This is a genomic window from Streptomyces anulatus (assembly GCF_000721175.1).
Lineage (GTDB): Bacteria > Actinomycetota > Actinomycetes > Streptomycetales > Streptomycetaceae > Streptomyces > Streptomyces anulatus_C.
On sequence record NZ_JOEZ01000018.1, the window covers coordinates 110,930 to 131,594 of the forward strand.

General features: G+C 72.2%; 19 protein-coding genes and 2 pseudogenes. 7 read left to right on the forward strand and 14 right to left on the reverse strand.

Features of this window, described 5'->3' with window-relative positions; translation table 11 throughout:
- The first annotated feature begins 91 nt into the window (after positions 1–91).
- On the forward strand, positions 92–1,039 hold the full coding sequence (locus tag IG90_RS0122570) for a LysR substrate-binding domain-containing protein (RefSeq protein WP_030587405.1): 948 nt from the start codon (positions 92–94) through the stop codon (positions 1,037–1,039).
- 233 nt (positions 1,040–1,272) lie between these two features.
- On the opposite strand, the pseudogene IG90_RS0122575 reads toward IG90_RS0122570, so the two are convergent.
- Positions 1,273–1,857 (reverse strand): annotated as a pseudogene (locus tag IG90_RS0122575) (IS3 family transposase); the annotation flags it as partial.
- A gap of 643 nt (positions 1,858–2,500) precedes the next feature.
- Between IG90_RS0122575 and IG90_RS0122580 the strand changes: the two are divergent.
- Positions 2,501–3,064: an AAA family ATPase gene (locus tag IG90_RS0122580; protein ID WP_030587410.1), complete on the forward strand. Its 564-nt coding sequence runs from the start codon at positions 2,501–2,503 to the stop codon at positions 3,062–3,064.
- Between the two features lie 180 nt (positions 3,065–3,244).
- Here IG90_RS0122580 and IG90_RS0122585 read toward each other — a convergent pair whose 3' ends face one another.
- The 6 genes from IG90_RS0122585 to IG90_RS0122610 form a co-directional block, all read right to left on the reverse strand.
- On the reverse strand, positions 3,245–3,652 hold the full coding sequence (locus IG90_RS0122585) for an SHOCT domain-containing protein (protein ID WP_030587413.1): 408 nt from the start codon (positions 3,650–3,652) through the stop codon (positions 3,245–3,247).
- Positions 3,653–3,746: 94 nt separating this feature from the next.
- Complete coding sequence (locus tag IG90_RS0122590; RefSeq protein ID WP_030587416.1) at positions 3,747–4,247, reverse strand: nucleotide triphosphate diphosphatase NUDT15; 501 nt, start codon at positions 4,245–4,247, stop codon at positions 3,747–3,749.
- A 73-nt stretch (positions 4,248–4,320) separates the two neighbouring features.
- The gene (locus tag IG90_RS0122595; protein ID WP_030587420.1) at positions 4,321–5,220 is read right to left on the reverse strand and encodes an inorganic polyphosphate kinase; all 900 of its coding nucleotides are present in this window, start codon (positions 5,218–5,220) and stop codon (positions 4,321–4,323) included.
- Positions 5,217–6,230: an SPFH domain-containing protein gene (locus IG90_RS0122600; RefSeq protein WP_030587423.1), complete on the reverse strand. Its 1,014-nt coding sequence runs from the start codon at positions 6,228–6,230 to the stop codon at positions 5,217–5,219. The genes IG90_RS0122595 and IG90_RS0122600 overlap by 4 nt, the downstream gene beginning before the upstream one ends.
- A gap of 19 nt (positions 6,231–6,249) precedes the next feature.
- Positions 6,250–7,080 carry an SDR family oxidoreductase gene (locus IG90_RS0122605; protein ID WP_030587426.1) on the reverse strand — a complete coding sequence of 277 codons (831 nt, stop codon included), beginning with the start codon at positions 7,078–7,080 and terminating at the stop codon, positions 6,250–6,252.
- Between the two features lie 247 nt (positions 7,081–7,327).
- Positions 7,328–7,957, reverse strand: coding sequence for a TetR/AcrR family transcriptional regulator (locus IG90_RS0122610; protein WP_030587429.1), 630 nt, complete (start codon positions 7,955–7,957; stop codon positions 7,328–7,330).
- Between the two features lie 161 nt (positions 7,958–8,118).
- On the opposite strand from IG90_RS0122610, the pseudogene IG90_RS46055 reads away from it, so the two are divergent.
- Both IG90_RS46055 and IG90_RS0122620 read left to right on the forward strand, forming a co-directional pair.
- Positions 8,119–8,316 (forward strand): annotated as a pseudogene (locus tag IG90_RS46055) (phosphatase PAP2 family protein); the annotation flags it as partial.
- 197 nt (positions 8,317–8,513) lie between these two features.
- Positions 8,514–9,482: a DMT family protein gene (locus tag IG90_RS0122620; protein WP_030587433.1), complete on the forward strand. Its 969-nt coding sequence runs from the start codon at positions 8,514–8,516 to the stop codon at positions 9,480–9,482.
- A gap of 42 nt (positions 9,483–9,524) precedes the next feature.
- Here the strand turns inward: IG90_RS0122620 and IG90_RS0122625 are convergent, their stop codons facing one another.
- Positions 9,525–10,055: a PadR family transcriptional regulator gene (locus IG90_RS0122625; protein WP_030587436.1), complete on the reverse strand. Its 531-nt coding sequence runs from the start codon at positions 10,053–10,055 to the stop codon at positions 9,525–9,527.
- Positions 10,056–10,125: 70 nt separating this feature from the next.
- The gene (locus IG90_RS0122630; protein ID WP_030587439.1) at positions 10,126–12,144 is read right to left on the reverse strand and encodes an NADPH-dependent 2,4-dienoyl-CoA reductase; all 2,019 of its coding nucleotides are present in this window, start codon (positions 12,142–12,144) and stop codon (positions 10,126–10,128) included.
- 202 nt (positions 12,145–12,346) lie between these two features.
- Between IG90_RS0122630 and IG90_RS0122635 the strand changes: the two genes are divergently transcribed.
- Positions 12,347–12,874, forward strand: coding sequence for a DoxX family protein (locus IG90_RS0122635; protein WP_030587441.1), 528 nt, complete (start codon positions 12,347–12,349; stop codon positions 12,872–12,874).
- 101 nt (positions 12,875–12,975) lie between these two features.
- Here IG90_RS0122635 and IG90_RS0122640 read toward each other — a convergent pair whose 3' ends face one another.
- The 3 genes from IG90_RS0122640 to IG90_RS0122650 all read right to left on the reverse strand — a co-directional run bounded on the left by IG90_RS0122640 (position 12,976) and on the right by IG90_RS0122650 (position 16,414).
- On the reverse strand, positions 12,976–15,099 hold the full coding sequence (locus IG90_RS0122640) for an MMPL family transporter (RefSeq protein WP_030587444.1): 2,124 nt from the start codon (positions 15,097–15,099) through the stop codon (positions 12,976–12,978).
- 140 nt (positions 15,100–15,239) lie between these two features.
- A complete protein-coding gene (locus tag IG90_RS0122645; RefSeq protein WP_030587447.1) occupies positions 15,240–15,740 on the reverse strand; it encodes a MarR family winged helix-turn-helix transcriptional regulator in 501 nt (166 codons plus the stop codon).
- A 95-nt stretch (positions 15,741–15,835) separates the two neighbouring features.
- Positions 15,836–16,414 (reverse strand): fasciclin domain-containing protein, encoded by a 579-nt coding sequence (locus IG90_RS0122650; RefSeq protein WP_030587448.1) that lies wholly within the window; start codon positions 16,412–16,414, stop codon positions 15,836–15,838.
- A gap of 153 nt (positions 16,415–16,567) precedes the next feature.
- On the opposite strand from IG90_RS0122650, the gene IG90_RS0122655 reads away from it, so the two are divergent.
- Positions 16,568–17,407 (forward strand): DUF1206 domain-containing protein, encoded by an 840-nt coding sequence (locus tag IG90_RS0122655; RefSeq protein WP_164493932.1) that lies wholly within the window; start codon positions 16,568–16,570, stop codon positions 17,405–17,407.
- Here IG90_RS0122655 and IG90_RS0122660 read toward each other — a convergent pair.
- Positions 17,392–17,937, reverse strand: coding sequence for a DUF4383 domain-containing protein (locus IG90_RS0122660; RefSeq protein ID WP_030587454.1), 546 nt, complete (start codon positions 17,935–17,937; stop codon positions 17,392–17,394). The genes IG90_RS0122655 and IG90_RS0122660 overlap by 16 nt on opposite strands.
- 154 nt (positions 17,938–18,091) lie before the next feature.
- Here IG90_RS0122660 and IG90_RS0122665 point away from each other — a divergent pair, with 154 nt between their 5' ends.
- Positions 18,092–19,105 carry a MerR family transcriptional regulator gene (locus IG90_RS0122665; protein WP_106972971.1) on the forward strand — a complete coding sequence of 338 codons (1,014 nt, stop codon included), beginning with the start codon at positions 18,092–18,094 and terminating at the stop codon, positions 19,103–19,105.
- Between the two features lie 34 nt (positions 19,106–19,139).
- Here IG90_RS0122665 and IG90_RS0122670 read toward each other — a convergent pair whose 3' ends face one another.
- Positions 19,140–20,348 carry a cysteine desulfurase-like protein gene (locus tag IG90_RS0122670; protein ID WP_030587460.1) on the reverse strand — a complete coding sequence of 403 codons (1,209 nt, stop codon included), beginning with the start codon at positions 20,346–20,348 and terminating at the stop codon, positions 19,140–19,142.
- Between the last annotated feature and the right edge of the window lie 317 nt (positions 20,349–20,665).

Below are 20,665 nucleotides of genomic sequence, written 5' to 3' on the forward strand. Positions count from 1 at the left end.
TGCCGATCCAATGCCAATCGGCGCGTCAGCTATAACAATCCTGGTATGGCAGGGTGTAGTCGCCCTCCGTACCCGGAAGGAGCCCGCTGCGATGGACCTCATGGACGGCCGGTTGAAGTTCCGGCACCTGATCCTGCTCATCGCGGTGTACGAGCACGGGAGCGTCGTACGGGCCGCGGAATCGCTGCACCTCACCCAGCCGGCCGCGACCCGCACCCTCCACGAGCTGGAGGCCATCGCGGACCTGCCGCTCTTCGTCCGTGTACCGCGCGGGATGCGGCCCACCGTCTACGGCGAAGCCCTGACGGAGCACGCCCGCGCCGTGGTCGCCGAGATTCGCCGGGCCGGGGACCACCTCACCGGACTCCGTCAGGGACTGGACGGCACCGTGACCGTGGGCACCCTGCTGGCCGGAGCCAATGTGCTCCTGCCCCGGGCGGTCGCGGGGCTCAAACGGGAACGGCCCCGGCTCACCGTCGTCGTCCGGGAGGGGACCCCGGACGTCCTCCACCCGGCACTGCTGGCAGGCGAACTGGACGTCATCGTGGGACGGGTGGGATCGGCCCCCACGGAAGGGGACGGGCTGCGTCAACGGAAGCTCTACCGGGAGCCGATCCGGCTCGCCGTCCGCTCGGGCCACCCGCTCCTCGACGCCGTGGACGTCACGCTCGCGGACACCCTCGGATTCCCCTGGATCCTGCCCGTCGAGCAGACCGCCCTGCGCCAGGAACTCGGTGCCGTCTTCGTAGACCGGGGCCTCACACCGCCCGCGGACCGCGTCGAGTGCACGTCCATCCTCACCATGCGGGCGCTGCTGCTCCAGACGGACATGGTGGCGCTCCTGCCCGAACTGGTCCTGCGCGAGGACGAGCACCTCGCCGCGCTCCCGGTCGAACTCCCTTCAGTGGGGCGTACGGTGGGCACCACCGAAGCAGCCCACCGGACACCCACCCCCGCTCTCCAAGCGCTGCTCCACCACCTCGACCAGGAAGCGGTCCGACTTCGCGAGACACTCGACGGGACTCCGGTGGTCCGTTGAAGAGCGTTTTGTCCTGGCGGGAGTGTTGGGGAACGCAGTGCCGTCGTGGATGATTGCGGGGTGTTGGTCCAGGTGGAAGCGGTGGGGCAGATCTCAGACGGGCGCGCGACGTTTCGGGTGCGCTCGAAGGCGGGTGCCGCCGCGGCGTTCTGGTGCGGCGGTCCGACGGGAGTGGGCCGCGAACATCATGTGGAGTGGACTGTTGAAGAGGACGTGTCCTGGGGCAACGACCCGCTACCGCGAGTCCGTTCGGCGGCGGCCAGGGCGTCCATGACGAGGCCGGTGCGCATGTGGTCCGCGATCGCCCATCCGGCCAGGCGGCGTGAGGCGAGGTCGATGACGGTGGCCAAGTACTGGAACTTCCCGCCGTCCAGCGAAAGATAGGTGATGTCGCCGACGTACTCCGTATTCGGCTCACGCGCGGTGAAGTCGCGGCCGATGAGATCCGGGGCCTTCGCCCCGGCCGGGTCCGCGCCCGTGGTGCGGTGCCTGCGGCGCAAGCGCACGCCCGCGAGACCGGCAGCCCGCATCAGCCGCGCTATCCGCTTGTGGCTGACGCGCTCACCGTCCTCGCGGAGCTCGGCCGTGATCCTGGGAACGCCGTAGGTGCCGTCCGACTCGCGGTGCACGGCTCGTATCCGGGCAGCGAGGCGGGCGTCGGCCGCCTGCCGGGCGGCCCGATCCGCGGCCGTCCGACGCCAGTAACAGAAGCTGGAGCGGGCGACGCCCACGATGGTGCACAGCCGCTTCACGCCGTAACGGCGCTGATGGTCGGCGACGAACTGGAAGCGGTCCACCAGCGCGTCTCCCCGGCGAAATACTTCGCCGCCTTCCGCAGTCCAGGATCAAGGGTCAAGGCCCCGTGCCGCATGCCATTGATCGGTGCTCATCCGTCATTACGTCGAAGTATCCCAATTTCAGATTCGAGCCTGTCGGCATCCGTCGGGAGATCTATAATCCCGACGGAAAGCAGCGAGCTGCGGATTCCCGGTTCCCGGCCGAGGACTCGGCATTCGAAGCGGTTGCGATGGTGGGTCTCATCAGTCATCTGCTCCGCCCGAGTCGGACAACTATCTGGCCGAGGCGGCCCGTACGCCGCCTCCCGGTGGCAGGTGCTTCGCGACGGCATTTCTGGTCGACGACAAGGTGGCCGAAAATATCGCTCAGGGGCGTACCGCGTTCACCTTCACGAACAATCATGGCGAATGCTGCGTACATTCGAAGGAAGAGCCGACCTGCGCTATCGCCTATCGGGTCGAGTATTCGCGCGCCGCAGCCGCACGATATGGTCTGCACCTGCGTCGAGAGCCGAAGCCGGGTACGTGGGGCACCTCCAACGAGAGGCCGGCCACCATGGACCTGCTCATCCTTCGAACGCGGCTGAGCGCACAGGGCGCAGAATTCCCGTGCGGGCCATGCGGTCGGCGCGACCGAGTACACGAGAGAGGAAGCACTTCCCCAATGGCCGACAACAATCCGGGTGACGGGGGCAGCAGGGGTGTCCTCGTCCTGTCGGGCATCTCCGCGGCGGGCAAGTCGACCGTCGCGCAGGCTCTGGCCGAGCGGTTGGACCGATCTGTTCACGTGCGGGGGGACTTCTTCCGCCGCATGATCGTCAACGGCCAGGTCAACATGACCGCCGACCCGGAGCCGGAGGCCCTCGAGCAGCTCCGTCTCAGGCACAGGCTGGCAGCGGCGTCCGCCGACGCGTACTGCCAGGCGGGCTTCACCGCGATCCTCCAGGACATCCTGCTCGGCGAGCATCTCCAGGAGATCACCGAGACGATCAAGAGCCGGCCGCTGGCCGTGGTCGTCCTGGCTCCGAACCCCGACGCCGTGCTGGCGCGGGAGGAGAAGCGCGCCAAGACCGGGTACGGCCCGGACTGGCAGCCCAAGGACCTCGACGCGGTGCTTCACGGAAGCACCTCGAAGGTCGGACTCTGGCTGGACACCTCCGACCTGACCGTGGACCAGACCGTGGACGAGATCCTCGAGCGGGCCTGGATCGAGGGCGCCGTTTCCTGAACGTCCGGGGGCCGGTTGGTGTCCACCACCGAGGTGGTGGACACCAACCGGCCCCTCTCTGGCACCTTCAATTGCCTGGACCTGGCATTGCCCAGTTCGCGGAACTCTATGGGAAGCAGCGAGCGCACATTCGGAGACGGCCGCCGCCGGCCTTGCCCCGTACCGCCCTGGAGCCCGGTCTCAGGCCAGCAGCTTCGCCTTGGCCCGTTCGTACTCCTCGGCGTTGAGCGCGCCCTTGTCCTTGAGCTCGGCGAGTTTCGCCAGATCGTTCACATGGCCGCTGCTGCGGCCGGTTCCGCCCTGGCCCGCGGCGGCGTCGCGCACGTAGCTGCGGAACGCGGCCTCCGAGTCCTTGGCCAGTTTCTCGTCGCGTTCGTGCATGCTGCGCCCGCGGACGACGAGATAGATCAGCACGCCCAGGTACGGCAGCAGGATGACGAGGACCAGCCAGCCCGCCTTGGCCCAGCCGTTCAGCGAGTGGTCCCGGAAAAGGTCGGTGATCACCTTGAACAGCAGGAAGAACCACATGACCCACAGGAACAGGTACAGCATGGTCAGGAAGACGTCGAGGAGCGGGTAATCGTCCATGGGCCTACTCCGATCGCACGGATGATCCCTCATTCATACAGTGAGTCCGATTGGTCCGCATCTGAAGGCGTGAGAGGAACGGGAGAGCGGCGCGTCAGGCGCGGTCCCCGTCCGGGGCGATCCGCAGCGCATGCGCGGGCGGGTGGGTGATGCCCAGCTCCGGTCGCCAGGCCGCCAGGATCTGTGCCGACGGATCGAACAGCGGGGCCGGCAGTTCCTCGGGAGCGGTCCACCGCCAGGCGCTGATCAGGTGCGGCTCGGTCACCTCCGGGACCCCGGAGGCGAGCTGTACGACGGCCGCCATGCTGATGCGGTTGATCCCGCCGATCACGTCGTGGACCATCGCGATGACGTCCACGGACGCCTCGTCGACCACCAGGCCCGTCTCCTCGCGCAGCTCCCGCGCGGCCGCCGCGGCGATCGACTCGTGCGTCGCGTCGACCTTCCCGCCCGGCAGCTCCCACGTACCGCTGTGGTGCCGGCCCAGCAGAACGCGCCCCCGGCCGTCCTCGACGATCACTCCGACCCCGAGGGCCGCCTGTGCCGTGGGCGGGCGGGTGTTGCGGGCGGGCTCGGTTACGGGGTCGGCCGACATGGTGCTGGTTCTCCGCTCTCCGGTACGCGTACGGGTACGGACCACCGTAGCGAAACGGCCCGGCCGGGCGCGCTCACGTCACCAGGCGTAGCGACCTCTCCGCGATGCCGAGCCGTACGCTCTGCCCCCAGGTCAGCTCCAGGGCGTCGGCCTCCATCCCGTCCCCGAAGACCACGATCCGGTCCGACTCCACGGTCAGCCGCAGCCCCTGGCCCCGCCCCAGTTCGCCCGCCACCCTCGACGTCCCGGTCGCCGGGGAGGGCCAGGCCTCACGCACGAACCACAGGAGCCGCGCGTCGCACGGCGCGGGCAGCGGCACGCTGCTGCCGCGCTCCAGCCAGAGCGAGCGGAGCCAGCCGGTGGCGCCCGTGCCGGTGCCGACCAGCACCCCGGAGGAGGCCTGGGCTTCGCCGGGGGCGCTCTCGCCGTCGGGGGCCAGGCGGTAGCGGGCCGTCTGGTGGCCGGGCGGGCCGAGGTAGATCTCGTTCAGGGCGAGAAGGCGCTGCGTGTCGTCGGCGACGGCCTCGACCATCGTCAGCTCCTCCGCCCCGCCCCCGGCTGCGGTCGCGGCGCGCAGCAGGGCGGCCGCGTCGGCGTGGCGGTGGCGGACCAGGACGCCGGGGTTGCGCCCCGGGGCGGTGTCGATGCCCACCACCGGCTGCCCGGACAGGTACTTCGCGGTGTTGGCGACCAGCCCGTCCTGGCCGACCACGACCACCACGTCCTCCGGGGCGAACAGGAAGCGGTCCAGGTCCGCCCGCTCCACCCGGGAGCTCCGCCAGGTGAGCGGCACAGCCGCCGCCACCTCGCGCAGCGCCTGCCGGGTGTCCTCGTGGCGGCGGGCCACCTCGTCGATCGAGCGGCCCCGGCTGGACAGGAAGAAGGCGGCCTGCCCGTGCGTACCGTGCCGGGCGAGCAGCTCCTCGTACTCCGTCCGCCGGTGGACGAGCACCGCCCTGGGCGCCAGGCTCACGCGCCCGCACCGCCCGCCGGACGACCGAGCCTGGTGAGCAGCCCGGTGAGGACGTCGGGGGAGAGGGTGAGGCTCTCGACGCGCGGCAGGTTCTCCGCGAGCCGGGTCGCCGCCAGGGCGTGCAGCGTGGCCGGATCGACCTCGCCGTGCACCCGCAGCCAGGCGGCCTGGGCCTCGGCCCGCGCCGCGCCCGTCTCGCGTGCCGCCTCGGCCTCGGCGCGGGCCAAACGCACCTTCCGGGAAGCCTCCGCCTCGGTCCTTACGCCGTCGGCCCCGGCCTTCTCCTCGGCCTCGCGACGGGCGTTGGTGCCGCGCTGGTCGACCAACTGCTCCTCGCGCCGCGCCAGTTCGATCTGGCTGGCGAGCTCGTTCTCGGCGATGGCGCGCTCGCGCTCGACGGCGACGGCCCGCCGTTCGTAGGTCGCCCGGTCCGCCTCCTGCTGGATCTGCTCGCGGGCCGGGGTGCGCAGGGCGCGCTCGACCTCGGCCTCGGGGCGGATCGCGACGACGCGCACGGCCACCACGTCGATGCCGGTGGCCGGGAGCCGGGGCTCGGCGGCGAGACCGGTGGCGACCCGCTCGCGTACGGACGCGACACCGTCCACCAGGGCCGCCGCGAGCGGGGTGCGGGCCAGCACGTCCAGCGTGTGCTGCTGCGCGGTCTCGGTGAGGAGGGTGGCGATCTGTTCCAGCGGTGCGCCGCGCCAGCTGCCGGTGTCCGGGTCCACGGAGAAGTCGAGCCGGTTCGCCGCCTCGGCCGGATCGCTGATCCGGTAGGTGACGGTGGCCTGCACGGTGACGTCCTGGAAGTCGGCCGTACGGGCGTGGAACGCCATGGCCAGCTCCCGGTCGTCGACCGGCACTTCGGAGAGCGCCGCCGACAGCGACCGGTACCAGAAGCTGAGCCCCTGGCCGTCGTGGGCGAGCCGGCCGCGCTTGTGGTGGCGGATGTGGGCGGTGGGTGCGGAGCGCAGGTGGCGCCAGCCGAAGCGCCGGGTGATGTCGGCCATGGGGACCCCCTCGATTTCGTCATGGCGACGATAAGCGGTGAGGATTGATAGTGTCAAGGTGACGAAAAGGGGGTGCGGTCGCCCGGTGGATCGTGTGTCTGGCCGGCATCTCGCCGCCCCCGTGTACGGCGAGATCGGCGCCGTTGACGTACGAGGAGAGGTCGCTCGCCAGCCAGAGGCAGGCCCGCGCCACGTCGTCCGGCTCCGCGAGCCGCCCCATCGGGACGATGCCCGCCACCGCCGCCCCGCCGTCGTCGCCGTACAGCGCGGTGGCGTTCTCGGTGCGGACGAGGCCGACGGTGACGTGGTTGACCCGGACCCGTGGCGCCCATTCGAGGGCCAGTGCCCGGGTCAGCCCGAGCAGGCCCGCCTTGGCCGCGGAGTAGGCCGCGGTGCCCGGCTGCGGATCGTGGGCCGAGACGCTGCCGATGTTGATCACGGCGCCGCCGTCCGGCTGCTCCCGCATCACCAGATTCGCCGCCTGGGCCGTGTAGAAGGGGGCGAGGAGGTTGAGTGCGACCACCTTCTCGACGAAGCGCGGCGAGACGGTCGCCGCATCGGCGTCCGGGGAGCCGCCGGCGTTGTTCACGAGAGCGTCGAGCCGCCCGAACCGCTCGACGGTCGCGGCGACGAGATCCGCCGCCGCCACCGGATCCCGCAGGTCCGCGGCCCGGAACGCGGCCTCGCGCCCGCCCGCCGACGGTGGCGCGGCCGGCGCCCCGCGCCCGCAGACCATGACGTCCGCGCCGCTCGCGAGGAAGGCCCGTGCCGTCGCGGCCCCCAGGCCCCTGGTGCCGCCGGTGACCAGTACCGCCCGCCCGGTGAAGTCCATCGCGTGGGACAGGTCCATGATCCGCCCTTCGCCCGTGGTTCCGGAGCGTCACCGGGGCCGTCCCCGCGCCCGCCTCCGTCCGGAATCTATCAAGCGCTTGTTAGGTATGGGTAGGGCCGGGTCTTCAGGGAGAGGGTGCGGACACACGGGCGGCCGGTGGCCTCCACGGAGGCCACCGGCCGCCCGTGCGGTGCGCCGCCCCCGTCCCCACGGTGCGGCGCGGGTGGACCGTCCCCATCCGCTGGGACGAGCGGTCCACGTCTGTCTAGGACTCCGGCACTCCCGCCGTGAGTCCGAGGCTCGGGAGGATCGCCATCTCCACGAACCGCGTCAGATACGCCGCGTCGGCGTAACGGCCCTCCAGCAGCGGCCGGGCGCGCATCACGCCGAGCAGCTGGGCCGCCACGAACTCGGCCCCCGGGAGGTCCACCGCGATCTCACCGCGCTCCTGGCCCCGCCGGACCATCGCGTCGATCGCCGCGACCTCCGGCAGGATCAGCGCCTCGCGCAGCGCGCACAGCAGCTCCGGGCTCTGCAGCGCGGCATGGCTGAGGGCGTGCATCAGCGGGGTGTCGCTCCCCGAGGCCTCGCCGATCGCCCGCGCGGCCTCCAGCAGGTCCCCGGCCAGCGTCCCGGTGTCGATGTTCGGGAGCCGCATCCGCCGGGTGCCGCGCAGTGCGGCCACGACCAGCTCCGGCTTGGAGCCCCACTGCCGGTACAGCGTCGACTTCCCGCACCGCGTGCGCGAGGCGACGCCCTCCATCGTCAGCGACTCGTAACCGCTCTCCCGCAACAGTTCCAGCACCGCCGCGTAGAGCTCCTGCGCCCGCTCCGGTGTGATCTTCGACCGGCGGGACGTGAGGGCTGACTCCCGTGCGGAATCGGGCGATGGCATGGGCCGTACCTCCTGCGGCGGTGCGGTGAGGTTTCTCGGTACGCCAGTGTACCGATACGCACGTGTACCGATACGCCGACGTATCGGTACACTGGCGTATCGATACGGCGTGGATCTCACCGGGCCGTCCTGACACCGCTTCGCATCCCAGGGGGCACCGGGTGACACACGCCCGCACCGAGCCCACGGACCAGGAGCCGGACATGCGTGCCCGACCGCCCCTCGTCCGCGAGTTCCTTCTCGTGGCCGGACTCTTCCTGGCGTACAAGTTCGGCCGCCAGGCCGCCAACGGTCACGCCGAGGAGGCGTTCCGCAACGCGGGGAACGTGTGGGACCTCGAACGGGCCCTGCACCTCCCCGTGCGGCTGCCCCGGCCGGGTGCGTGGAGGAGTGGTGAGGGGATTCCCGCACCGGCGTACGCGAGTGGCGCGGCAGGGCCCGGAGCCTTCGCGGCGGCCGGCCCGTCGTCGTCCGTCGGACCCGCGGACGGGTCCGCCGGGCCCGCTCCCGGTGTGGATGCCGGGCCGCAGGCGCGTACCCGGGCCGGAGCCGTGCGGTGAACGCCACCCTGATCGCCGTCGCGCTCTCCCTCATCTCCGCCGGCGCCTACGCGGCAGCCGCAGTGGCCCAGTCCCGGCTCGCCGGCCGCACCGACCCGGCCACCGGAGTCCTGCGACTGCTGGGCCGGGGCGCCTGGTGGTCGGCGGTCGGCCTCAACGCCGCGGGCGCGCTGCTGCACGTCGCCGCGCTCAACTTCGGCCCGCTGACCCTGGTCCAGCCGCTCGGCGCGCTCACCCTCGTCGTCGCCGTACCGCTCGGGGCGCGCGCGGCCGGACGCCGGGTCGGCCGCGTCGAGTGGCGGGGCACCGCCCTGACCCTGCTCGGCCTCGGCGCGCTGCTCCTGACCGCGGGCGGCTCCGCCCCGCACGAGACCCTCAGCCTCCCCGAAGCGCTCGGCGTCGGCGCGGCCACCATGGCGGTCGTCGCCGGTCTCAGCCGGCCCGGGGCCCGCCCGGGGCTGCGGCACGCGGCGGCCTCGGGCATCACCTCCGGTGTCGCCTCCGCGCTCACCCAGACCCTCACGGTCGCCGTCACCGACCACTCCGGCGGCCCGCTGCTCAGCTGGCGGCTGCTGACGGTGGCGCTGCTGGTCTCCGCCTTCGCGATGGGCGGTCTGCTGCTGTCCCAGACCGCGTACCGGGGTGGGCTCGGCGCCCCGCTCGCCGTGGTCACCCTCGCCAACCCGGTCGCCGCCGCCGCGATCGGTCTGGCCCTGCTCGGCGAGCGCCTCCATGGCGGGCCGGTCAGCCTGGTGCTCGCGCTCCTCGGTACGGCGGCGGCCGTGCGCGGGGTGATCCTCCTCAGCCGGGCCCAGGCGCGGAACACGGAGCTGGGCGACGCCCCCGGGGAACCCGCCGCCACCTCGGCGGACCCGGTCCCCTCCCGGGTCGTCATCGGCAGCCCCCGGCACGCGGACACCGCGCCTCCCGCCGCCGGACCCCTCCCCGCGCACGCGAGCGGCTGACCGGTCACGCGGGCGGGAGGGGTGTCCGGCCGGACCGACTGCTCAGCCGTCCAGGTCGGCGATGGCCCGGTTCAGCCAGCCGGTCCAGAACGTCTCCAGGTCGATACCGCCCCGCAGCACGAGGTACCGCAGGCGGTCCTCGTCGGTCGTCGGCGCGGGGGTGAAGTTCCGCTTCTCGATCTCCCGGTACTCAGCCAACTGGCGTTCGTGCAGTGTGAGGTGGCGGCGCAGTTCCGCGCCCATGCCGTCCGCCCCGACGACCGCCGCCGCCCGCATCCGGAGCAGCAGCGGATCGCGGACCGGACGGGGATCCTCGGGGAGCGCGACCCAGGCCGCCAGCTCCTCGCGGCCCGCGGGCAGTACCTCGTACTCCTTCTTCTGCCCCCGGGCCGGCACCGCCGTGGGCAGGGCCCTGATCCGGCCGGCCTGCTCCAGTTTCCCCAGCTCGCGATAGATCTGCTGGTGCGTCGACGACCAGAAGTAGCCGATCGACCGGTCGAACCTGCGGGTCAGTTCCAGACCCGAGGAGGGCTTCTCCAGCAGAGCGGTGAGAATCGCGTGCGGCAGTGACATGGGGTGCATCCTAAGGACGTACGGAGACCGGGGGCCCGCGGTCCTGCGTCGGCGCCCCGGCCCCGGGCGCTCACAGCGCGGCGGCGAGCTCCGTGCCCTGGCGGATGGCCCGCTTGGCGTCCAGTTCGGCCGCCACGTCCGCGCCGCCGATCAGATGGACGGGGGCGGACCCCGCGCGCAGCAGCTCCTCGTACAGCTCGCGGCGCGGTTCCTGACCCGCGCACAGCACCACCGTGTCGACCGGCAGCACCCGCCGCTCGCCGTCGACGGTGAGGTGGAGGCCCTCGTCGTCGATGAGGTCGTAGGAGGCGCCGGCGATCATCTCGACGCCCCGGTGGCGCAGTTCGGTGCGGTGGATCCACCCCGTCGTCTTGCCGAGCCCCGCGCCGACCTTGGTGGTCCTGCGCTGGACCAGGTGGACCGTGCGCGGCGACTTGGGACGCTCGGGGGCGCGCAGCCCGCCGCGCTCCGCGTAGGCCGTGTCGACGCCCCACTGCCGGAAGAACGTGTCCGCGTCCAGGCTCGCCGCGTCGCCGCCGTCGGTCAGGAACTCCGCGACGTCGAAACCGATGCCGCCCGCGCCGACGATCGCGACCCGGTCGCCGACCGGCGCCCCGTCGCGCAGCACGTCCAGGTAGCTGACGACCTTCGGGTGGTCCGTGCCGGGGATCGCCGGGGTACGCGGCTCGACGCCGGTGGCGAGCACGATCTCGTCGAAGCCGTCCAGCGTTCCGGCGTCCGCCCGGGTGGACAGCCGGACGTCGACGTCCAGCTCGGCCAGCCGCGTACGGAAGTAGCGCAGCGTCTCGTCGAACTCCTCCTTGCCCGGCACCCGGCGCGCCACGTTCAGCTGGCCCCCGATCTCGTCGGCGGTGTCGAACAGGGTCACCGCGTGCCCCCGCTCGGCCGCCGTGACGGAGCACGCGAGACCCGCCGGACCGGCGCCGACCACGGCGACGCGTTTACGGGTCCGGGTCGGGCTCAGGACCAGCTCGGTCTCGTGGCAGGCGCGCGGGTTGACCAGACAGGAGGTGATCTTGAGGCTGAAGATGTGGTCGAGGCAGGCCTGGTTGCAGCCGATGCAGGTGTTGATCGCGTCCGCGCGGCCCGCCGCCGCCTTCGCGACGAACTCCGGGTCGGCCAGGAAGGGGCGGGCCATGGAGACCATGTCGGCCCGGCCGGAGGCGAGGATCTCCTCGGCGACCTCGGGGGTGTTGATGCGGTTGCTCGTCACCAGCGGTACGGAGACCGCGCCGCGTACCTTCTCGGTCACCCAGCTGAACGCGCCGCGCGGCACGGAGGTGGCGATGGTCGGGATCCGCGCCTCGTGCCAGCCGATGCCGGTGTTGATGATCGTCGCGCCCGCCGCCTCGATCTCCTTCGCGAGCGTCACGACCTCCTCCAGCGTCGAGCCGCCCGGCACCAGGTCCAGCATGGAGAGCCGGTAGATCAGGATGAAGTCGTCGCCGACCCGCTCGCGGACCCGGCGCACGATCTCGACGGGCAACCGCATGCGGTTCTCGTACGAGCCGCCCCAGCGGTCGGTGCGGTGGTTGGTCGCGGAGACGATGAACTCGTTGATCAGATAGCCCTCGGAGCCCATGATCTCGACGCCGTCGTAGCCCGCGAGGCGCGCGAGGCCGGCGGCCCGGACGAACTCCTCGATGGTCTCCTCGACCTGGTCGTCGGTCAGCGCGTTCGGGGTGAACCCGCTGATGGGAGCCTTGAGTGCGCTCGGTGCCACCAGGTCGGGGTGGTGTGCGTACCGCCCGAAGTGCAGGATCTGCATCGCGATCCGGCCGCCCGCCGCGTGCACCGCCGAGGTGATCTCCCGGTGCTGCTCCGCCTCCGCCTCGGTCGTCATCTTGGCCCCGCCGGGGAAGGAGCAGGCCCGCTCGCTGGGGGCGATGCCGCCGGTGACCATGAGGCCGACGCCGCCCCGGGCGCGCTCGGCGTAGAACGCGGCCATCCGCTCGAAGCCGCGCTCGGCCTCCTCCAGACCGATGTGCATCGATCCCATGAGCACCCGGTTGGGAAGGGTGGTGAACCCGAGGTCCAGCGGGCTCAGCAGGTTCGGATACAGGCTCATGGGGTCTCCTCCGCACAGGGTCGTCGGGTCAGTTGTAGACCACCGCCAAGCTCTTATGCAACAAGTTGCACAATGATCTGCGTCGCACCCCGGCCCTTGGGGCGCCCGGCCGCGCCTCGTACGGCGTACTCGGCCGCGCCCGTCCGCCACCCGCCGACGAGAGTGGGTCCGTACCGGAACCCACCTCACCCCGGGAGCCCTCATGGTCTGCGTCAACCGGCGTGATCTCGGTCTGCTCGCCCTGCGCGTCGGCACCGGCGCGGTGCTCGCCGCCCACGGCAGTCAGAAGCTGGCCGGCTGGTTCGGCGGTGGAGGCATCCAGGGCACCGCGGCGGCGATGGAGGCGATGGGGTTCCACCCGCCCAGGCCCAGCGCCGTGGCCGCCGGACTCGGCGAGGCGGGCGGCGGCACGCTGCTGGCGCTGGGGCTCGCCACCCCGGCGGCGGGCGCCGCGGCCGCCGCGGCCATGGCGGGTGCGGTGGCCGTGCACGTCCCGGCGGGCTTCTTCGCCGCGGGCGGCGGCTACGAATACCCGGCGCTCCTCGGCTTCACCGCCGCGGCCATCGGGCTGACCGGCCCCGGGCGCTACTCCCTGGACCACGTCACCGGACAGGTCCTCGACCGTCCGTGGATGGTCGCGCTGTCCTTCGCGGGCGCCGCGGTCGCGGCCGCCACGGTGGTCGGCAGGCGCACGAGGGCGCGGGCCGGCCAGGCGAAGGAGGAGTCCTGACGGGCGAGGACCCCTCCCGGCCGCCCGGCGGCCCCCTGCCACCGACCGGGCCCGGCCGGGGGACGCGCCGTGGCAGCGCGGCGACGGCCCGGCCTGGCGGCCTACCGGGACCCGGACCCGGCCTCGGCGACCGTGCCGCGCCGGCCGTCCGACCCTTCTCGGCTGAGGGCGCCCGGCCACCACGCCTTCGGCCCGATGTCCCGCACCAGCGCCGGGACGAGGAGCGACCGGACGACCAGCGTGTCCAGCAGGACGCCGAAGGCCACGATGAACGCGATCTGGAGCAGGAACGCCAGCGGGATCACGCCCAGCGCGGCGAAGGTGGCCGCCAGGACGACGCCCGCCGATGTGATGACCCCGCCCGTCGTGGTGAGCCCGCGCAGGATGCCCTCCCTGGTGCCGTGCCGCAGAGACTCCTCCCGGACCCGGGACATCAGGAAGATGTTGTAGTCGACACCCAGGGCGACCAGGAACACGAATCCGTACAGGGGCACCGACGAATCCGTGCCGCTGAAGCCGAACACATGGGTGAAGACCAGCGAGGAGATGCCCAGCGTGGCAAGGAAGTTCAGCGCCACGGTCGCCACGAGCAGCACCGGCATCAGCAGTGACCGCAGGAGGAAGACCAGGATCACCAGGATGATCGCCAGCACCACCGGGACGATCAGCACGCGGTCGTCCTCCGCCGTCCGCTGGGTGTCGTACTGCTGGGCGGTGTAGCCGCCGACCAGGGCGTCCGATCCGGGTACCGCGTGGACCGCGGTGCGCAGCGCGGCCACCGTCTCCTTGGCTCCGTCGCTGTCCGCCGCGTCCTTGAGGGTCGCGTCGATGCGGACCTTGCCGTCGACGACGAGGGGTTCGCCGCCCGGCCGCCCGCTCGCGCTCACCGGCGCGACGGAGGCCACCCCGTCGGTACGGCCGGCGGCCTCGCTGACCTCGGTCAGCCGGTCGGCCGCCGAGATGATCACCACCGGGTTCCCCGAACCGCCGGGGAAGTGCTCGCTCAACGTCTGCTGGGCGGCCACGGACGGGGCGTCGTTGACGAAGATCTCGTCGAGCGGAACCCCCTTGGAGGTGAGCGTGGGGGCGAACGCGGCACAGGCGATCAGGCCCGCCAGGGTGATCGCCCACACCTTGCGGGGCGCCCGGTCGACGAGGGACGCGACCTTGTGCCAGATGCCGTGGCCCTCGTCGTCCGCGGGCCTGGGCTTCGCCGGCCAGTAGGCCTTGCGGCCCAGCAGCACCAGGGCGGCGGGCAGGAAGGTGAGGGCGCTCAGGACCGAGCAGACGATGCCGATCGCACCCACCGGCCCGAGGGCCCGGTTGTTGGTGAGGTCGCTGAGCAGCAGGGCGAGCAGGCCCGCCGCCACCGTCGCGGCGCTGGCCGTGATCGGGCCGAAGGACTCGCGCAGCGCGATGCGCATCGCGGTGAACCGGTCGCCGTGGACGGCGAGTTCCTCCCGGAACCGGGCGGTGAGCAGCAGCGCGTAGTCCGTCGCCGCGCCGATCACCAGGATCGACAGAATGCCCTGCACCTGACCGTCCACGCGCACGATGTCGTGGTCGGCGAGGACGTAGACGATCGCACAGGACAGGGCGAGGGCGAAGACGGCGCCGAGGATGATGACGAAGGGCAGCAGCACGCTGCGGTAGACCAGCAGCAGGATGACGAGCACCGTGATCAGGGCGACCCCGAGCAGCAGCCCGTCGATGCCCGCGAAGGCGTCGGACAGGTCGGCCTGACTCGCGGCCGGCCCCGCCAGTTGGACCGTCGTGCCGGGCACGGATGCGCCGGCCTCGTCGATCCTCTCCAGCACCGTCGGCAGTTCGTCCCCGAGACCGGGGCTCAACTGCACGATGCCCTGGAGCGCGAGGCCGTCCTGCGAGGGAAGTGCGGGGGACGGGGCTCCGACGATGCCGTCGCTCCCGGCGAGCGAGGCGAGGGCGCCGGTGGCGGCCTTCCGCTGCTCGTCGCTCACCGGCGCGTCCTTCTCCGTCGACGTCCAGACGACGATGGCCGGCAGGGTCTCGTTCTGCTGGAACGCCTTCTGCGCTTCGATGACTTGGGTGGACTCGGCGTTCTGGGGCAGGAAGGAGGCCTGGTCGTTGGTGGCTACCTCGCCGAGCTTCCCGGCGTAAGGGCCGAGTCCGCCGCCGATGCCGAGCCACGCGATCAGCAGCACGACGGGGATCAGCCAGCGGATCGACCGTGCAGGGGTGGACATGTCTCTCCCGGGGTGGAGATATCTCAGTAGTGAACAATCTCAATCGTTGAAATACATTACGGGACCGCCTCACGCGGGCAGCCGCAGGGGGTGGGTCCGGCGGCCCGTCTCCTCATGGACGCACCCGGCCGTTGAAAATCTCAGCGACGCGCCGGGGGAACCTCGCCCAGTTCCTCGTTCATGGCGGCGAGGAAGCGCAGGACGGTCGCCAGTTCCGTCTCGCTGAAGCGTGCCCTGGCCCGGGCCGTGGCCTCGGCCAGCGGCATGAAGTAGTCGCGGGCGGCCGTCCGGGCGCTCGCCTCGTAGTACACGTGCACCACCCGGCGGTCGGTGCTCTCCCGGGCCCGGCGGACGTGACCGGCCCGTTCCAGCCGGTCCAGGCAGGCGGTCACCGCGCCGGAGGTGAGACCCAGATGCTCGCGCAGCACCCCCGGAGTGAGGGGCGACGGGGCGTCGAGGATGGCCGCGAGCGCGCTCACGTCCGTGGGGTGCAGCTGTTGGTTCGCCGCGAAACCGTGGGTCATCCGGTTGATCTCGCCGTTCATCCGGCGGAGCTCGACCGCGAACGCCTGGAGGTCCGCGAGCGGCGCCTCGGGTTCCGAGGCGCCGCTCCGGGTCGGTCGGTCGTCGGCGCTGGTCACGCCCTCAGCGTATAGAACGGACGCGCGGTGGGCCGTGCCGGGCACGGGGTCCGCTGTGCGCGGGGGCGGCGGCGGCAACCGTCACTACGACGGCACTACGACGGCGGCATGAGCACCGTGTCGACCAGATTCACCGTGGCGTTGGCCGTCGGCACATTGCCGCAGACGATCTTCGAGGAGTCGTTCACCGTGAACTCGGTGCCCGAACCCTTCGTCGTGAGGTCGCTGCCCTCCAGTGTCTTGAAGGTGCCGTCCTCCATCTGCTGGGTCGTGACCTTCTCGCCCACCACGTGGTACGTCAGCACCTTGGTGAGCTCGGCCTTGTCGTTGAGGAGTGCGTCCAGATCGGCCTGCGGGATCTTCTCGAAGGCGTCGTTGGTCGGCGCGAACAGCGTGATGTCCTTCGCGTTGTTGAGCGTGTCGACCAGGCCGGCCTTCTCCACCGCGCTGACGAGGGTGGAGAGCTCGGGGTTGTTCGACGCGGCGGTGGCGACCGGATCCTTCGCCATGTCCTCCAGGCTGCCCGCGCCCTCCTTCGGAACGGAGGAGCATGCGGGGCCGTAGGGTTCGGCAGGCGCCCCGGCCTGGGCCTGTGGGGCGAAGAACGCCAGAGAGGCGGGGAATGCCAGTGCCGCGGCGGCCGCCGCGGTGCGCTGCAGGCGGGTGATCGTCATGATGTCTCCTCCGGCGAGCGAGGGTGGGTCTTCTCCTTCTCTCCCACGCTGACGCGCATGCGCTCGGACCGCCCGCCGCGTCGTTTCTGCGTCGAAAGTCACGTTCCGATGCGCTCATGACATCGATCCACCAGGCCGGGGCAACCGGGATGCATGAGTACCCGTTCAGTGACAGCACAGGGACGCGGCCAGGCCAGAAGAGCCGCGAACAGCACCGCGATGGAGGCAGGGGCCCGCGCGGGCTTCGTGGCCCGTGGGGTGATCTACGTCCTCGTGGGCGCCCTCGCCCTGCGGATCGCACTGTCCGGAGGCGGTGGGCAGGCCGACCGGGGCGGCGCGATCGGCGAGATAGCCGAGAAGCCCTTCGGGAAGATCCTGTTGTGGGCGCTGGGCATCGCCCTGGTGGGGATGGCGCTGTGGCGGCTCTCCGAGGCGCTGTTCGGCGCGGCCGGGCCCGACGGTCACAAGCCCACCAAGAGGGCCATGGCGGCGGGCCGTTCCGTCTTCTACGGATTCGTCGCCTATTCCGTACTGTCCTTCGCCGCCGGTGATTCGGGAAGTGGGGGCGGATCGTCGGACCAGCAGTCGAAGGACATCACCGCCAAGGCGCTCGGCTGGCCCGGAGGTGAGTGGATCGTCGGGGTGGCGGGAGTGGGGGTGGCATGCGCCGGTGTCTGGATCGCGGTCCGAGCGCTCCTGCGGAAGTACCGGAAGCACCTGAAGATGTCCGAGATGTCCCAGCGGGTGCGCCAGGCGGTCGACTTCACCGGAGTCTTCGGAGGTACGGCGCGCGGCATCGTGTTCGCCACGGCGGGAGGCTTCGCGGTGGCCGCGGCGATCGAGCACCAGCCGGACAGGTCCAAGGGTATGGACGACACCCTGCGCTCCTTCGCCGACACCCCCGTCGGCCCGTGGCTCCTGGTGGTCGTCGCCCTCGGGCTGGTCGCCTTCGGTGCGTTCTCCTGGGTCAACGCCCGCTACCGCAAGGTCTGAGTGCCGCCCTGTCCGAGCTGCCCGCGCGCCGCCGCACTCCTGCGGGCGGCGGCGGCCTCGCGTTCGGCCTGCCCCGGGTGGCGGCGACGCCAGTAGGGGTTGTCGTGCGGCAGGCCGCCGCTCACCCGTCCGTACATGCCGAACGTGAGGATCAGCAGCCCCATGACGAAGCTGAAGACCACGTTCGACATCCCGAAGCCCAGGATGTTCGCGGGCCGGTCCAGGATGAAGAGGTGTACGAATCCGCTCAGCAGGAAGAGCGAGCCGATCGTCATGCTCAGGGTGGAAGCGATGTTTCCGCCCATCACGGCCCCGGCGATCAGCAGCCCGCCGACGACCACCGAGATCAGGCTCAGCAGGCCGTTGGTCGACAGGCCGGCGATGCTATCGCCGCTGGTGTCGAAGAAGCTCAGCCGACTCATGAAGCCGAGGATGCCGAAGGCGAGCAGGATGGCGCCGCAGAGGCCCGCGCCGATGCGGTACACGTTCGCCAGCCGGTGATCGACGGGGAGCTCGTCGCTCAGTTTCATGACCATCTCCTGTCCGTACCGCTGCGGTTCGGGGCGAGGGTGCCGTGATGGCTGAGGGCATCGCACAGGTCCCCGGTGCCTTCAGCGAACCGCGCAGCGACATAACGGGCAACATGCATCGATTTTGCATCGTATGGTGTGATTCATGGACCCCATGGCGGACCCCGTGACGGCCCCCCTGGCGGACTCGGCGACGGGCCCGGCGTGCCACCGCGCCGGTGGTCGACCCCCGCGCAATCCGGCCGGCGGAGGACTGACCACAGGTGCGGTGGCCCGTCTCCTGGGTGTCGCGCCGACGACGCTGCGCTCGTGGGACCGCCGCTACGGCATCGGCCCGGCCGCCCGGGAGGACGGCCGGCACCGCCGCTGGACGGGGGCGGACATCGCCGCTCTGCGGCACATGTGCCGCCTGACGAGCGCGGGCCTGCCGCCGGCCGAGGCCGCTCGCGCCGTCCTGGCGGGGCCCTCCTCCGCCACGGCCGCGCCACGGCCCGCGCGCACTTCCCGGGCCCCCGGGGCACTTCCGCTCGGCAGCGCCCGCCGTGAGTGCCGCGGCCTGGCCCGGGCGGCGCTCCGGCTGGACGCTCCGGCCATGGAGGAACTGCTCACCGAGGTACTCGACCGCTACGGGCTCCCGGCCGCTTGGGACGAGGTGATGGTGCCGGCGCTGCACGCGGTGGGCCACAAGTGGGAGACCGCGGGGGAGCGGTACATCGAGGTCGAGCACCTGCTGTCCTGGCACGTCTCCGGCGCGCTGCGCGGTGTCCCGGCCGCGCGGCCCCCCGCCCCCGGCGCGGTCCTGTCACTGCTGGCCTGCGCGCCCGGTGAGACCCACACGCTGGCCCTGGAGGCACTCGCCGCCACGCTCACCCACCACGGTCTGCCGGTCCGCATGTTCGGCGCCGCCCTGCCCGCAGAGGTGCTGGAGGAGGCGGTCCGGCGCACCGGACCCGACGCGGTGGTGCTCTGGGCGCAGTCGCACGGCACGGCGAGCCGTGCGACTGCGGCCCGGGTGGGGGCGATCGAGTGGGGCGTACGAGGCGCGCGCAGGCGGCCTGTCGTCTTCGCCGCCGGACCCGGCTGGGCCGGGCGGCAGCCCCCGGGAACCCGGCACCCGCGCTCTCTCGCCGACGCGGTGGACGCACTGGCCACGCTCGGCGCGCGGTGACGTCACCCGCCGCCCCGCGGTCAGCGCCCCGCCGTCAGCGCAGCCAGTCCGACAGTCCCGTCAGAAGGCGCTCCACGTCGTCCGTGTCGTTGTACGCGCAGAGTCCGACGCGCAGGCCGCCGCTGTCGCCGAGCCCCAGGTGGCGGGAGGCCTCCAGGGCGTAGAAGGAACCGGCGGGCGCGTGCACCCCGGAGCGGGCGAGGGAGCGGTAGGCGTCCGCCGAGTCCCGGCCCTCGAAGGTGAGCAGCAGGGTGGGGGTGCGTTCGGCGGAACGGGAGTGGACCGTCACCCCGCCCAGTTCGGCCACCGCCTTCTCGATGCTCTCCCGCAGCGCCGTCTCGTGGGCGTCGATCGCCGCGTACGCCGACCGCAGTCGCTCGCGACGCCCGCCCGCCCCGTCCGCGCCGGCGCCCAGACCCGCGAGGAAGTCCACCGCCGCGCGTGTCCCCGCCATCGACTCGTAGGGGAGAGTGCCGAGTTCGAAACGCTCCGGCACGGCGTCGGAGGACGGCGCCAGCTTGTCCGGGCGGAGGGCGCCGAGCAGTTCGGGCCGGGCGGCGAGCACCCCGTGATGGGGTCCGAAGAACTTGTACGGGGAGCAGACGAAGAAATCCGCCCCGAGCCGCTCGACGTCCACCGGGTGGTGGGCCGTCAGATGGACCCCGTCCACGTACAGCAGGGCGCCGGCCCCGTGTGCGAGCCGGGCGATCGCCGGGATGTCGGGCCGGGTGCCGATGAGGTTGGACGCGCCGGTCACCGCGACGAGCCGGGTCCGCCCGGTGATCTGCGCGCCGACGGCCTCGGGGGGAAGCTCGCCGGTCGACGGGTCGAAGTCGGCCCACCGCACCACCGCCCCCGCCCGCTCGGCCGCGTGCACCCACGGCCGGATGTTGGCGTCGTGGTCCAGCCGGCTGACCACCACTTCGTCCCCCGGGCTCCAGGCCCTGGACAGGGTGCGCGAGAAGTCGTACGTGAGCTGGGTGGCGCTGCGGCCGAACACGATCCCGCCCGGGTCCGCGCCCAGCAGATCCGCCATCGCCTGCCGGAACCCGCGGACGATCTCCTCGGCGTTCACCTCCCCGGGCAGGGCGGAGCCCCGGATCGACAGGGGCCCGCTCATCGCCTCGCCGATCGCGGCGATGACGGAGGCCGGGGTCTGTGTGCCGCCCGGCCCGTCGAAGTGCGCCGTACCGGACCGCAGGGCGGGGAACTGCGCGCGCACCGCGCCGACGTCGTACGACAAGGAGGCTCCTCGATTCACTGATGTGCTGCCGGACTCCGCTGGGATCATCGCAGGGCGGGTCCTTTGGCGGAAGGCGTGGGGCCGGCAGGGGCGCTTTCCGGGGTGCTCGCTCCGTCGGAAACCCGCGCCGGGCGGGGCCCGCGTCCGGAACCGGCCGCGCGGAACCCGACGGGACACCACGGTTCGAGCTGGACGACCATCTGCGCGGAACCGTCGGGACCCGCCGTAGCGGAATCCGCAGGTCCTGCTCGGCGACCTCGTACGGCAACCGCGCCAGGAAGCGGGCCACTGTCGCCAGGACAGCGACGGTCACGTCC

Excerpts from the sequence above, each read along its gene's own strand:
- IG90_RS0122570 (WP_030587405.1), top strand. The coding sequence starts at position 92 with ATGGACCTCATGGACGGCCGGTTGAAGTTCCGGCACCTGATCCTGCTC.
- IG90_RS0122610 (WP_030587429.1), bottom strand. The coding sequence starts at position 7,957 with ATGCCATCGCCCGATTCCGCACGGGAGTCAGCCCTCACGTCCCGCCGG.
- IG90_RS0122660 (WP_030587454.1), bottom strand. The coding sequence starts at position 17,937 with ATGAAACTGAGCGACGAGCTCCCCGTCGATCACCGGCTGGCGAACGTG.
- IG90_RS0122605 (WP_030587426.1), bottom strand. The coding sequence starts at position 7,080 with ATGGACCTGTCCCACGCGATGGACTTCACCGGGCGGGCGGTACTGGTC.
- IG90_RS0122650 (WP_030587448.1), bottom strand. The coding sequence starts at position 16,414 with ATGACGATCACCCGCCTGCAGCGCACCGCGGCGGCCGCCGCGGCACTG.
- IG90_RS0122640 (WP_030587444.1), bottom strand. The coding sequence starts at position 15,099 with ATGTCCACCCCTGCACGGTCGATCCGCTGGCTGATCCCCGTCGTGCTG.
- IG90_RS0122590 (WP_030587416.1), bottom strand. The coding sequence starts at position 4,247 with ATGTCGGCCGACCCCGTAACCGAGCCCGCCCGCAACACCCGCCCGCCC.
- IG90_RS0122655 (WP_164493932.1), top strand. The coding sequence starts at position 16,568 with ATGAGTACCCGTTCAGTGACAGCACAGGGACGCGGCCAGGCCAGAAGA.
- IG90_RS0122600 (WP_030587423.1), bottom strand. The coding sequence starts at position 6,230 with ATGGCCGACATCACCCGGCGCTTCGGCTGGCGCCACCTGCGCTCCGCA.
- IG90_RS0122665 (WP_106972971.1), top strand. The coding sequence starts at position 18,092 with ATGGCGGACCCCGTGACGGCCCCCCTGGCGGACTCGGCGACGGGCCCG.
- IG90_RS0122580 (WP_030587410.1), top strand. The coding sequence starts at position 2,501 with ATGGCCGACAACAATCCGGGTGACGGGGGCAGCAGGGGTGTCCTCGTC.
- IG90_RS0122630 (WP_030587439.1), bottom strand. The coding sequence starts at position 12,144 with ATGAGCCTGTATCCGAACCTGCTGAGCCCGCTGGACCTCGGGTTCACC.
- IG90_RS0122635 (WP_030587441.1), top strand. The coding sequence starts at position 12,347 with ATGGTCTGCGTCAACCGGCGTGATCTCGGTCTGCTCGCCCTGCGCGTC.
- IG90_RS0122585 (WP_030587413.1), bottom strand. The coding sequence starts at position 3,652 with ATGGACGATTACCCGCTCCTCGACGTCTTCCTGACCATGCTGTACCTG.
- IG90_RS0122625 (WP_030587436.1), bottom strand. The coding sequence starts at position 10,055 with ATGTCACTGCCGCACGCGATTCTCACCGCTCTGCTGGAGAAGCCCTCC.